At 71.6% G+C, this 12,149-nt stretch carries 10 protein-coding genes; 5 read left to right on the top strand and 5 right to left on the bottom strand.

Features of this window, described 5'->3' with window-relative positions; translation table 11 throughout:
* Positions 1-27 precede the first annotated feature (27 nt).
* From FXF51_RS29125 to FXF51_RS29115, 3 genes are all read left to right on the top strand, one after another.
* On the top strand, positions 28-1,308 hold the full coding sequence (locus tag FXF51_RS29125) for an aspartate aminotransferase family protein (protein ID WP_148437858.1): 1,281 nt from the start codon (positions 28-30) through the stop codon (positions 1,306-1,308).
* The gene (locus FXF51_RS29120; protein WP_148437857.1) at positions 1,305-2,813 is read left to right on the top strand and encodes a CoA-acylating methylmalonate-semialdehyde dehydrogenase; all 1,509 of its coding nucleotides are present in this window, start codon (positions 1,305-1,307) and stop codon (positions 2,811-2,813) included. Before FXF51_RS29125 ends, FXF51_RS29120 begins: the two co-directional genes overlap by 4 nt.
* Before the next feature lie 74 nt (positions 2,814-2,887).
* Entirely contained in the window at positions 2,888-4,042 is a 1,155-nt protein-coding gene (locus tag FXF51_RS29115) for an extracellular solute-binding protein (protein ID WP_148437856.1), read from the top strand.
* Between the two features lie 120 nt (positions 4,043-4,162).
* Here FXF51_RS29115 and FXF51_RS29110 read toward each other — a convergent pair whose 3' ends face one another.
* The gene (locus tag FXF51_RS29110) at positions 4,163-4,363 is read right to left on the bottom strand and encodes a hypothetical protein (protein WP_148437855.1); all 201 of its coding nucleotides are present in this window, start codon (positions 4,361-4,363) and stop codon (positions 4,163-4,165) included.
* A gap of 208 nt (positions 4,364-4,571) precedes the next feature.
* On the bottom strand, positions 4,572-5,900 hold the full coding sequence (gene gabT, locus FXF51_RS29105; protein WP_148437854.1) for a 4-aminobutyrate--2-oxoglutarate transaminase: 1,329 nt from the start codon (positions 5,898-5,900) through the stop codon (positions 4,572-4,574).
* Positions 5,901-5,990: 90 nt separating this feature from the next.
* On the opposite strand from gabT, the gene FXF51_RS29100 reads away from it, so the two are divergent.
* Positions 5,991-7,643, top strand: a complete 1,653-nt coding sequence (locus FXF51_RS29100; RefSeq protein ID WP_148437853.1) for a PucR family transcriptional regulator — start codon at positions 5,991-5,993, stop codon at positions 7,641-7,643.
* Here the strand turns inward: FXF51_RS29100 and FXF51_RS29095 are convergent.
* Positions 7,609-8,235: a TetR/AcrR family transcriptional regulator gene (locus FXF51_RS29095; RefSeq protein WP_148437852.1), complete on the bottom strand. Its 627-nt coding sequence runs from the start codon at positions 8,233-8,235 to the stop codon at positions 7,609-7,611. The genes FXF51_RS29100 and FXF51_RS29095 overlap by 35 nt on opposite strands.
* Positions 8,236-8,525: 290 nt before the next feature.
* On the opposite strand from FXF51_RS29095, the gene FXF51_RS29090 reads away from it, so the two are divergent.
* A complete protein-coding gene (locus FXF51_RS29090; protein ID WP_148437851.1) occupies positions 8,526-9,953 on the top strand; it encodes an aldehyde dehydrogenase family protein in 1,428 nt (475 codons plus the stop codon).
* 42 nt (positions 9,954-9,995) lie between these two features.
* Here the strand turns inward: FXF51_RS29090 and FXF51_RS29085 are convergent, their stop codons facing one another.
* Together FXF51_RS29085 and FXF51_RS29080 are read right to left on the bottom strand one after the other, a co-directional pair.
* Positions 9,996-11,087, bottom strand: a complete 1,092-nt coding sequence (locus FXF51_RS29085; protein WP_187414625.1) for a trypsin-like serine peptidase — start codon at positions 11,085-11,087, stop codon at positions 9,996-9,998.
* Between the two features lie 55 nt (positions 11,088-11,142).
* A complete protein-coding gene (locus FXF51_RS29080; RefSeq protein ID WP_148437850.1) occupies positions 11,143-12,096 on the bottom strand; it encodes a trypsin-like serine peptidase in 954 nt (317 codons plus the stop codon).
* Positions 12,097-12,149 lie beyond the last annotated feature (53 nt).

The raw sequence follows: 12,149 nt of genomic DNA, 5'->3' as shown, positions 1-12,149 counted from the left end.
CTGGACCGAAAAGGGATACTCGGTAACATGTCGGAGCTTCTCGCGCGCCACCAGGCAGTCATGCCGAACTGGTTGGCCCTCAACTACAACGACCCCATCGAGATCGTCAGCGGCAAGGGCAACCGTGTCATCGACGCGGACGGCAAGAGCTACCTCGACTTCTTCGCCGGGATCCTGACCAACATGATCGGGTACGACGTCCCCGAGGTCCGCGAAGCCGTCGAGCGGCAGCTCGCCACCGGCGTGGTGCACACCAGCACCGTCTACCTGCTGCGCGGCCAGGTCGAGCTGGCCGAGAAGATCGCGCGCCTGTCCGGCATCCCCGACGCCAAGGTCTTCTTCACCAACTCCGGCACCGAGGCCAACGAGACCGCGCTGCTGCTGGCCACCTACGCGCGCAAGAGCGACCAGGTGCTGGCCATGCGCCAGAGCTACCACGGCCGCAGCTTCGGCGCGATCAGCGTCACCTCCAACCGCTCCTGGAAGAACAACTCGCTCTCCCCGCTGAACGTGCACTTCCTGCACGGCGCCGACCGGCATCTGACCCAGTTCAAGGGCCTGTCGGACGCCGACTACATCCAGGCGTGCGTGGACGACCTGCGGCACGTGCTGGCCACGTCCGTCTCCAACGACGTCGCGGCGCTGATCGCCGAGCCGATCCAGGGCGTGGGCGGCTTCACGATGGCCCCCGACGGGCTGTTCGCCGCGTACAAGGAGGTGCTGGACGAGCAGGGCATCCTGTTCGTCTCGGACGAGGTGCAGACCGGCTGGGGCCGGACCGGCAGCGCGTTCTTCGGCATCCAGAACCACGGCGTGACGCCCGACATGATCACGTTCGCGAAGGGGCTCGGGAACGGCTTCGCGGTCGGCGGCATCGTCGCGCGCGGCGACCTCATGGACGCGCCGCACGCCGTCGGCCTGTCCACGTTCGGCGGCAACCCGATCTCGATGGCCGCCGCCAACGCCACCCTCGACTACGTGCTCGACCACGACCTCCAGGCCAACGCCGCGCGTACCGGAGAGATCATCATCAGCGGCCTCAAGGCCGCCGCCGAGCGCCTGTCCGTCGTCACGGACGTGCGCGGCAAGGGCCTGATGTTCGCCGTCGAGCTGCAGAGCCCCGCCCAGGCGGCCCGGTTCATGGAGCTGACCAAGCGGGCCGGCCTGCTGGCGGGCAAGGGCGGCCTGTACGGCACCGCCATCCGCATGGCCCCGCCCCTCACGCTCTCCGTGGACGAGGCCACCGAGGGCCTCGGGATCATCGTCACCGCCCTCGAGACGATCGACGCGGAGGCGGCAGCGCAGTGAAGTCCGTCAAGCACTGGATCAACGGGGCTCTCGCGGACGGCGACGCCGCCCGTACCGCGGAGCTCTTCAACCCGGCCACCGGCGAGGTGAGCGGCTCCGTCGCGCTGGCCTCGGCCGCCGACGTGGACGCCGCCGTGGCGGCGGCCGTCGCGGCCTACCCCGCGTGGCGGGACGCGTCGCTGACGAAGCGGGCCGGGGTGCTGTTCCGCTTCCGCGAGCTGATGTACGCCCACCGCGACGAGCTGGCCGCGCTCATCTCCGCCGAGCACGGCAAGGTGCACTCCGACGCGCTCGGCGAGGTGGCCCGCGGGCTGGAGGTCGTGGAGTTCGCCTGCGGCATCCCGCACCTGCTCAAGGGCGGCTACTCCGAGGGCGTCTCGACCCGGGTGGACTCCTACTCGATCAGGCAGCCGCTGGGCGTGGTGGCCGGGATCACGCCGTTCAACTTCCCGGCGATGGTGCCGATGTGGATGTACCCGATCGCGATCGCGTGCGGCAACGCGTTCGTGCTCAAGCCGTCGGAGCGCGACCCGTCGGCGTCGCTGCTGATGGCGCGGCTTTGGCAGGAGGCCGGGCTGCCCGACGGCGTGTTCAACGTCGTGCAGGGCGACAAGGTGAGCGTCGACCGGCTGCTGGAGCACCCTGACGTGCGGGCCGTGTCGTTCGTCGGCTCCACCCCCATCGCCAAGTACGTCTACGAGACCGGCACCGCGCACGGCAAGCGCGTGCAGGCGCTCGGCGGCGCCAAGAACCACATGCTGGTGCTGCCCGACGCCGATCTCGATCTGGTGGCCGACTCGGCCGTGTCGGCGGGCTTCGGCTCGGCGGGGGAGCGGTGCATGGCGATCTCCGTCGTGCTGGCCGTCGACCCGATCGGCGACGAGCTCGTCGAGAAGATCGTCGAGCGGGTCGGCCGGCTGACCATCGGCCCCGGCGACGACCCCAGGTCCGAGATGGGCCCGCTGGTCACCGGGCCGCACCGCGACAAGGTGGCCTCCTACCTCGACCTCGGCGTCGAGGAGGGCGCCAAGCTGGTCGTGGACGGCCGCGAGACGCCGGTGCTGGGCGGCGGGAAGGCGGCGGACACGGCCGGCTTCTGGCTCGGGCCGACGGTGCTCGACCACGTGCCCGCCGGGTCCCGTACGCACACGGACGAGATCTTCGGCCCGGTGCTGTCGATCGTGCGGGTCCGCACGTACGAAGAGGGCCTGGAAGTGATCAACGGCGGCGCGTACGGCAACGGCACCGCGATCTTCACCAACGACGGCGGCGCGGCCCGGCGCTTCCAGAACGAGGTCGAGGTCGGCATGATCGGCATCAACGTGCCGATCCCCGTGCCCATGGCCTTCTACAGCTTCGGCGGCTGGAAGTCGTCCCTCTTCGGCGACACGCACGTGCACGGCACCGAGGGCGTGCACTTCTACACCCGCGGCAAGGTGGTCACGTCCCGCTGGCTCGACCCCTCGCACGGCGGCGTGAACCTGGGCTTCCCCACGAACGGGTAACCGGGTACCACGGGCGGCGTCCCTCCAGGTCCTGACACCGGTAAGCTCCAGCAGACAGGACAAGGGGGGACATCGTGATTCGTCGCCGTGCTCACGCTCTGGCGCTCGCCGCGACGGCGGCCGCCACGACGGCGCTGATCACCGGCATGGGCACGCCGACCCCCGCCGCGACCCCCGCCGCGACTCCCGCACCGGCGCTCTCGCCGACGGCCACGCCGTCGCCCAGCGCCACGCAGAGCGACGGCACGCTGCAGATCCTCACCTACCGGGGTTACGCCGAGTACGGCGGCGTCAATCCCAAGGTGAACTGGGTCGGCTCGTTCGAGAAGGAGACGGGCTGCCGCATCGCGCGGCTCGACACCGTGCAGACCGCCGAGCAACTGGCCGGCCAGGTCACGCGGCGGCCCTACGACGTCATCACCGCCGGGCCCGTGCTGGCCGCCGACCTGATCGCGGCCAAGCAGGTGCAGCCCATCGACACGGCCAAGGTCAGCGACTACAAGGACCTGACCGAGCGCCTCCGCGACCTGACCACGGTCTCCGGCAAGGTGTACGGGGTGCCGTACCTGTGGGCCTACCAGGAGTTCGTCTACGACTCGGCCAAGGTCAGGGGCGGCGGCCTCGATCAGGCGTTCTCCTCCAGCAGGGCGGCGATCAAGGACACCCCGCTGACGATCGCCGACGCGGCGCTGGCCGGGGGGTCGGTGAAGGAGCCGTACGAGCTGAGCGAGGCCGAGCTGGGCGAGGCGATGGCGCTGCTCGAACGCAACAAGGACCGCGTCTACTGGCAGAACCCGATCGACCTGGTCAAGGGGTTCGCCACGGGCAAGCTCGACTACGCGCAGGTCACCCCGTACTATCGGCTGCTCCTGCAGCAGGCCGGCATCCCGGTCAAGACCATCTCGGCGCCGCGGACGACCGGCTGGGCCGACTCCTGGATGCTGGGCGCGAACGTGCCCGACACCACCTGCGCCTACCGGTGGCTCAACTGGGTGACGGCGGCCGGCGCGCAGCGCGACGCGGCGGCGTGGGCGGGCATGGCGCCGGCCAACTCCAAGGCGTGCAAGGGGCGGGCCAGGACGATGTGCGAGACGTACGGGGTGGGTGACTCCAAGCGGCTCGACCGCGTGACGTTCGCCGTGCGGCCGCCCGGGGATTGCCGGGCCGAGGACGGGGAATGCACTGATTATCCCGTCTGGGCCGAACGGTGGGGCAAGCTTCTCAAGTGAGCAGGTCCGGGCGACGTCATGCCATGGGCCCGCCTGTTCCCCCGACGGGCGCGGCTCTCCAGAGGCGCCCCGGGCCTTCCCCCCTGTCCCGGGGCGTCTCGCCGCCCGGGCGCTGAGAGGCTAGCGGGACGGAAAGGCCACGACGGTGGCCATCGGGGCGGGCACGAGGGCCTCGGCGCAGTCGGCGCACGCGAGCACCGCAGAGTCGTCGGGCAGGCGGCCCACGCGCACGCGCGGCCGCGGCCATCTCTTGTGACAGACGACGCAGGCGTCGCCGTCGCGCTGGGCCAAGGTCAGGCCCTCAGGGTCGAACGTCAACATACTCCGCGCCGTTCTGCTCGGACCCCAGTTCATCACGCTCCCAGCTGCCATCGCCCCACCGTATGTCGGAACCGTTATAACCCTGACCGAGGCCATGAGCGGCTAGCTGAGCGTCAAGTCAGGGTGAATTCTCTACCCTCATGGGGCCGTTTACACCACAAAAACGGGCATCCAGCCCAAGCTGGATGCCCGTTTGGTTGGTTTTCGCCTAGAGCTCGGCGATCGCCTTCTCCAGGATCCCCAGCCCCTCCTCCAGCAGGTGCTCGGGGATCACGAGCGGCGGCAGGAAACGCAGCACGTTGCCGTACGTGCCCGCTGTCAGCACCAGCAGGCCCTCCGCGTGGCAGCGCTTGACGATCTCCTGGACGGCGGTCGGGTTCGGCTCCTTGGTGCCCGGCTCGACCAGCTCGATCGCGATCATCGCGCCGCGCCCGCGCACGTCGCCGATCACCTCGAAGCGCTCCTTGAGCGCCTCCAGCCGGGGCAGCATGATCTCGCCGATGCGGCGGGACTTGGCGACCAGGTCCTCCGCTTCGATCGTCTCCAGCACGCCGAGCGCGGCCTCGCAGGCGAGCGGGTTGCCGCCGTACGTGCCGCCGAGGCCGCCGACGTGCACCTTGTCCATGATCTCCGCGCGGCCCGTCACGGCGGCCAGCGGCAGGCCGCCCGCGATGCCCTTGGCGGTGGTGATGATGTCCGGGACGACGCCCTCGTCCTCACAGGCGAACAGCGTCCCCGTACGCGCGAAGCCGGTCTGCACCTCGTCGGCCACGAACACGATCCCGTTCGCCCGGCAGAACTCGGCGATCCGCGGCAGGAACCCCCTGGCGGGCACGATGAACCCGCCCTCGCCCGCGATCGGCTCGATCACCACGGCCGCCACGTTCTGCGCGCCGATCTGCTTGGTGATCATGTCGATGGCCTGCTCGGCGGCCTCCTCCGCGCAGTTCTCCGGGCCGGACGGCCAGCGGAACGGGTAGGCCAGCGGCACCCGGTACACCTCCGGCGCGAACGGGCCGAACCCGTGCTTGTACGGCATGTTCTTGGCCGTGAGCGTCATCGTGAGCAGCGTGCGGCCGTGGTAGCCGTGGTCGAACACCACGACGCCCTGGCGGCCGGTGGCGTGCCGGGCGATCTTGACGGCGTTCTCCACGGCCTCGGCGCCCGAGTTCACCAGGAACGTGCGCTTGGCGTGCTCGCCCGGCGTCAGCTCGTTGAGCTTCTCGCAGACCTGCACGTACGACTCGTACGGGGTGACCATGAAACAGGTGTGGGTGAAGTCGGCGACCTGCTTCTGGACGCGCTCGACGACCCTGGGGGCGGCGTTGCCCACGTTCGTCACGGCGATGCCCGAGCCGAAGTCGATCAGCGAGTTCCCGTCGGCGTCCTCGACCACGCCGCCGCCGGCACGGGTGACGAAGACCGGCAGCGTGGTGCCGATGCCGGGCGGAACGGCCGCCTGCTTGCGGGCCAGCAACTCCTGGGACTTGGGGCCTGGGATCGCGGTCACGACGCGCCGCTCCTGGGGAATGCTCATGGCTCCGACGGTACGGCGGCCTCCCACCAGGACCGATACGTCGATATGTCACACTAGGAGTGCTCGTCTTTGCCGGAATGGACAAATCTCATGCCGCCTTCGCTGCAGACCGTCGTGCGCCGCATGAACCTCCGGCCACTGGCCGGGACCACGCGCCCAGGCGTGCTGGACGCCGCCGTGCGCTGGGTCGCGGTGAGCGAGCTGGCGGACCCGACACCGTACCTCGAAGGCGGGGAGCTGCTGCTCACCACCGGCATGCGGATGGAAGGCGACCTGACGGGCGACCTGAGGGGCTACGTGGCGCGGCTGGTGCGCCGCGGCGTGGCCGGGCTCGGCTTCGGCGTCGGCGTCTCGCACGAGGAGGTGCCCGCCGCGCTCGTCGAGGCCGCGGAGTCGGCGGGGCTGCCGCTCCTGGAGGTGCCGCGTGAGACGCCGTTCATCGCGGTAGGCAAGGCGGTCAGCGAGCTGCTGGCGGCCGAGCAGTACGAGGAGATCAGCCGCGCCTTCGCCGCCCAGGGACGGCTGACGCGGGCGGCGCTGCGGCCCGAGGGCATGCATGCCGTCATCGACCGGCTGGCCAGGGAGGTCGGCGGGTGGGCGGCGCTGCTGGAGGAGACGGGCGAGGTCCGGCACGCCACGCGCGGCGCGAACACGGGCGCCGTCGCGGCCGAGCTGTCCCGGCGCCTCGGCCGGTCCGCGGACAGCGCGGCGCCGGGCGGCTCGCCCCAGGCGGGGAGCGGGGGGCGGATGCCGTCCAGCCTGGCGTTGTCCGCGCCCGGCGAGCACATCGTGGTGCAGCCGCTCGGCGGCGGGGCGCGTCCGCGCGGCTTCTTCGCCGTCGGCGCCCCGCACGCCTTCACGCCCGTCACGCACACCGTGGTCAACGCGGCGGGCTCGCTGCTCACGCTGGCCATGGAGCAGGGCAGGGCGCAGCTCGCCGCCGAACGCCGGCTGCGCACGGCGGTGCTGGAGCTGCTGCTGGAGGGGGAGGGCGAGCGGGCCCGCACCGTGCTGGGCGCGGTGGGCGGCCGGGTGCCCGAAGCGCCGCTGGTCGTGCTGGCGGCGGGCGCTGAGGCGCTGGACGCGTTCGAGACGCGCGGCTTCGCGGCGCTGCTCGGCTCCGTCGCCGTCGCGCTCGTGGCCGAGGGGGCGGCGGAGGAGGTGGCGCTGAGCGCTGAGGCTTCGGTGGGCGTCAGCCAGCCGGTGGTGCCGAGCGCTGAGGCGCCCGTAGGCCGCGGCCGGCCCGGCGATGACACGGCCACCGGCCTGCGCACGGGGCTCGACCAAGCAGAACGGGCCCTGGAAGTGGCGAGGACCCGCAGCGGCGCACGGCCCGGGAGGGGCGCTGCGGGGCCAGGGAGGGGCGGTGTGGAGCCCGCAGGGGGCGGTGCGGGGCGGGTCGTGCGGTTCGGTGAGCTGGCGGGTCAGGGGCTGTTCGCCCTGCTCGACCCCGTCGCCGCCCAGGCGTTCTCGGCCGCCGTCCTGGCCCCCCTCACCACGTACGGCTCCCGCGCCGACCTGGTCGAGTCGCTGCGCGCGTACCTGGACAGCAACGGCCACTGGGACGCGGCGGCGCAGCGGCTGGGCGTGCACCGCCACACCCTGCGCTACCGGATGAGACGCGCGGCCGAGCTGCTGGGCCGCGACCTGGACGACCCCGGCACCCGCGCCGAGCTGTGGCTGGCCCTGGAGGCCGCCAGGAGGGCCGCTACTCCTGCTTCTCCACCAGGTAGCAGCAGATGATCGCGGTGGTCACCGCCTCGTACGTGCGCCCGTCACGCAGGTGCCCGGCGCGCTCCAGCGAGATGGCCCCCTGCGCGGCGGCCCACAGCGCGTCGGCGATCTTGCGGGGCTGGGTGGGGATCAGGTAGCCGGCCGAGATGCAGTCGGCGATGACGCGGTCGAGGATGTTCAGCGCGGCGCGGGCCAGGGTCCTGGCGCGCTCGCTGGGCTCGAAGCCGGGGATGGCCCGCTCGAACATCAGGCTGTAGTAGCCGGGCTCCGCCAGGCACGCCTGCCGGTACGCGGGGCCGAGCGCGCCGAGCTGCTCCAGGGGGTTGCGGCGCTGCGGCACGGCTTCTAGAAAACGGCGGAAGCGCTCGAACCCCTCCAGATAGAGCGCCTCCGCCAGACCTTCGCGGTTGCCGAACATCGTGTACATGACGGTCGTCGTGCAGCCCGCCTCCGCCGCGATCCGGCGCATGGTGAGGCTGTCGGGCCCGTCGGTGCGCAGCAGGTTCACCGCGACGTCGAGGAGGCGGGAGCGCAGCTCGTCGTGGCCGGCGCGCTCACCCATGAGGTAGGCGCCCTGCAGCCCCAGCGGCGCCGAGGTCATGAGACCTCCCTGGTGGCCAAGGAACTATGCGTCCTTGTGACCTCACGCTGTTCGGTCACGGGGCCCACGCCTTTCTGATCGGGGGCCCACCGCGCTGGAGACCCGCACCGATGACTTAGCCATAGCGGAGATCGCTCAAACCACTCCGCATGGTAAACATCCCGAATTAGGTCTACTTCTGTTACATCGTGGGTATACACCGGAGCTTGTACTTAACGGTGAGCCCTCGCGGGGGTGTTGTGCATCGTGGTGTAAATCCCCGGTACATGCCTTGGCATAACGTCGGAGTCATGGACGTGCGTACCTTCTGGCTGGCCGGCCGCGCCGCGACCGGGGACACCGAGCTCACTGTCACCAACCCCCATGACGGCCGCGAGGTCGGCAGGCACTCCGTGCCGACCGACGCCCAGGTCGAGGAGGCCGTCGCGGCGGCCTCGGCGGTGGCGCGGGAGGCCGCCGCGCTGCCCGTCCACGTACGGGCCGAGGCCCTGGCCCACGTCTCGCGCAGGCTCGCCGAGCGGGCCGACGAGATCGCCCACCTGATCACGGCCGAGAACGGCAAGCCCATCGTGTGGGCGCGCGGCGAGGTCGGGCGGGCGGTGGCCACCTTCCGTTTCGCCGCCGAGGAGGCCCGCCGCTGGTCGGGCGCCGTGCAGCGGCTCGACACCGAGCCTGCCGCGGCCGGACGCCTGGCCTACGTCTCGCGCGTGCCCAAGGGCCCCGTGCTGGCGATCACCCCGTTCAACTTCCCGCTGAACCTGGTCGCCCACAAGGTCGCCCCGGCCATCGCCGTCGGCGCCCCCGTCATCGTCAAGCCCGCGCCCGCCACGCCGCTGTCGTCGCTGCTGCTCGGCGAGATCCTGGCCGAGACGGATCTGCCCGCGGGCATGTTCTCGGTGCTGCCGATCGAGAACGAGCGCGCCTCCGCCCTGGTCCAGGACCCCAGGCTTCCCGTCGTGTCGTTCACCGGCTCCGCGCCCGTCGGCTACGCGATCGCCGACCAGGTGCCGCGCAAGCACGTGACGCTGGAGCTGGGCGGCAACGCCGCCGCCGTCGTGCTGGCCGACGCCGACCTCGACTGGGCCGCCCAGCGCATCGCCCTCTACTCCAACTATCAGGCCGGGCAGAGCTGCATCGCCGTCCAGCGGGTCATCGTCGAGCAGCCCGTGTACGACGCGTTCGTCGAGCGGCTGCTGCCCGCCGTGTCCGCCCTCGTCACCGGCGACCCGGCCGACGAGAAGACGCAGGTGGGGCCGCTGGTCTCGGAGGCCGCCGCCGAGCGGGTCGAGCAGTGGGTGCAGGACGCCGTCGCCGCCGGGGCGCGGGTGCTGGCGGGCGGCACCAGGCAGGGCGCCACCGTGGCGCCGACGGTGCTGTCCGGCGTGCCGCACGACGCCAAGGTGGTCTGCGAGGAGGTCTTCGGGCCCGTCATGATCCTGCAGCCCGCCGCCTCGATCGACGAGGCGTACGCGATGGTCAACGACTCCAGGTACGGGCTGCAGGCCGGGGTGTTCACCCGCTCGCTGGACGCCGCCTTCCGGGCGAACAGGGAGCTGGAGGTGGGCGGGGTGATCATCGGCGACGTGCCGTCGTACCGGGCCGACCAGATGCCGTACGGCGGGGTCAAGGACTCCGGGATCGGCCGGGAGGGGCTGCACTCGGCGATGGAGGACTACACCTACGAGAAGGTCATGGTGCTGACCGGGCTGACCCTCTGAGAGCGCGGGCGGGCGCCCCTCAAGGACGGGGCGCCCGCCGCGTCACGCGTGCTGGGCGGTGTCGAAGAGCGACTTGACGGCGTCGCCGAAGTACGGGCCGTACATCGTGCGCTGGTCGTCGCTGTACTTGAAGCTGCTGAGCGACATGATCGTGCCCTTGCCGCTGGACGTGTCGAAGCCCGTCATCCACGGGCCGCCGCTGGCGCCCGCCGTCATGTCGCAGCCGAGGCCCTGGTCGCGGGTCTGGCCGTACGGGTCGTTCTTCATCCGGCCCGCGCAGTAGACCAGGTGGTCGCCGTCGTAGGGCGGGTCGGCGGGGTAGCCGAAGCCGAACGCCTGGCCGCCGCGCGCCGCGTTGAACGCGATCTCCTGGGCGCCCACCACGTCGGCCACGTGCTTGCCGCGCGAGGTGGACAGGGCCACCATGCCGACGTCGTAGTTGTCGTCGCCGCTGCGCGACCAGGGGCCGGCGACGAACATGCGGCGGGCGGTGTACTGGCCGTACGGGCGCAGGCCGCTGGTGCCGTACCCGGGGACGAACGTCCAGTTCGCCGCCCACTCGCCCGCGCCGTCCTTCACGCAGTGGCCGGCGGTGACGACGACGTCCTTGTTGGCGGACTTCACGGTGCTCGCCGAGCAGACGAAGTCGGCGCCCGCCACGGTGAGGAACACCCGGCCGGTGGTCCTGGCCACCTGGCCGCCGGTGATCCAGCGGGAGCCGATCGTGCTGGTGTCAGGCCTGGCGGCGGCCAGGTGGTTCGTGCCCATGAGCTTGCGCGGCAGCGCCAGGTCGGCCTTCTTGCCCGTCAGGTTCGGGGCGGTGGTGACGCCCTTGCCGCCCGTGACGCCGCCCAGCAGGTCGCCGCCGTCGGTCACGTCGGTCACGATGCCGAGCAGGCCGATCGGCAGGGCCTTGGCCATGCGCTCGGGCGTCCAGTAGTCGAGCACGCGCCGGTGGTCGGCGGCGGTGCGGGCGGCGACGTGCTCGACGATGTCGCTCCGCTTGGCCGTGTGCGCGGGCACGACGGCCGGTGTTTCGGCCTGCTGGCGGCCGGGTGCCGCGCCCAGGAGCGCGGGGCCGATCAGCCCCGCGAGGAGCGGCGCCGCCGCAAGCAGGGGGGTGCTCAAGGTCATGGCCCCCGAGTGTGCACCACGAGATGTGTTCTTGTGACTACTTTCGGTAAATTGCTCAGAGTGCGTTGGCCGTCTGGGCCGATTGGTAGACGGCCTGCGCCTCGTTCCCGAAATAGGGGCCCAGCATCCAGTTGGGGGCGAAGCTGTATTTGAAGCTGTTCACGGAATTCTGGGTGCCGAGCCCGGTCGACTCGTTGAAATTCAGCATCCAGGGCCCGCCGCTCGAACCGCCCGTCATGTTACAGGTGAGCACGAGGTCGTCGCTGCCCATGAAGTCGTCGAACGACCGGCCGCTGCAGTGGATCAGCTTCGAGCCGTCGTACGGGGCCAGCGCCGGGTAGCCGAAGGCGTACAGCTGCTGGCGCCTGGGCTGGTTGAAGGCGACGCCCTGGCCGCCGACGGCGTCCACCAGCGTCCTGCCGTCCACGGGCGCCACCACGGCTGCGGCGACGTCGAAGCCGACGTCCTCGCGGGCGTTCCACTGCGGCGTGGTCAGCAGCCTGGTCGCGGGCCAGGTGCCGAACGGGCGGCTGCCCCTGTCGTAGCCGGGCACGAAGACCCAGTTGGTGTGGAAGGCGCCGTTCATCTTGACGCAGTGGCCCGCGGTCAGCACGACGCTCTTGTTGGCGCTGGTCACGGCGGTGCCTGAGCAGGAGGAATTGCGGCCGGCCTGCGTGGTGAAGAAGATCCGGCCGGTCGTGCGGGCCACCGCGCCGCCACGGGTCCACGCCTCACCGGGGGTCCTGGCCGCCTGCGCCTCGCGGGCGAACGGGGCGCCCTGCTCGGGCTCGTCCGCCGCCTGCGCTCCGGGGGCGGGGGCCTGCAGCGGACGTGCGGCCTCCATGCGGCCTTCCGTCCAGTACGTCAGCACCTGCCGCCGCTCGGCGGCCGTGTCGGCGGCGGCCCGCTGGGCGGGCTTGGGGCGCACGGCGTGCGCTTCCGCACTCGCGGGAACCAAGGTGACGGTGAGCACGGCGGCGGCGGAAAGCAGGGCGAAGCGGCGGTGCATTACGAACCTCCCTAAACCGGACGGTGGGCTTGGAAGGTAGCCGGATCAATATC

The sequence above is a fragment of the Nonomuraea sp. PA05 genome (assembly GCF_008086045.1).
GTDB classification, from domain to species: domain Bacteria; phylum Actinomycetota; class Actinomycetes; order Streptosporangiales; family Streptosporangiaceae; genus Nonomuraea; species Nonomuraea monospora.
Note: the sequence above shows the minus strand (reverse complement) of the source record. Positions and strands in the feature narration are given on the sequence as shown.